The following is a 434-nucleotide window of genomic DNA, read 5'->3' as shown; positions in this document are numbered from 1 at the left end:
ACCTATAACAAGAATGACCAGCTTATCTCCATGGATCTCCATCGTATGGATACAGTCAATAACGTGGACAGCCATGAGATCACCCTGTACGAGTATGACGGCAGAAACCTGGTGACCAAGGAGATCAACGCCTTGGGCGACAGCACCCTGTACGTCTACGACGGCAATGGAAACTTGGTGTCTAAGACTGATGCCGACGGCTATGTCACAGAATATTCCTACACAGCCCTTGATTTGGTGCAGAGCATCAATTACAATGGGGGTAAAGCGGTCTCCTACCAGTACAACAAGGTAGGCGAACTGATCCAAATGGATGACTGGACCGGCACCAACACCTTTGAATTGGACCTGCTGAGACAACTCAAAAAGGCCACTGACCACAAGGGAAATGTGACCGAATACACCTACGACGAGGTGGGCAATCAGGTTACGGT

Annotated in this window: 1 protein-coding gene; it reads left to right on the top strand. The window is 49.5% G+C overall.

The genetic code is table 11. The features are described 5' to 3' along the window. Positions 1-45 precede the first annotated feature (45 nt). The coding region (locus RX395_RS10150) for an RHS repeat domain-containing protein (protein ID WP_316367402.1) at positions 46-434 on the top strand (389 nt) is incomplete at its 3' end.

Origin of the sequence: Collinsella aerofaciens (assembly GCF_032584215.1) — a bacterium.
Lineage (GTDB): Bacteria > Actinomycetota > Coriobacteriia > Coriobacteriales > Coriobacteriaceae > Collinsella.
Note: the sequence above shows the minus strand (reverse complement) of the source record. Positions and strands in the feature narration are given on the sequence as shown.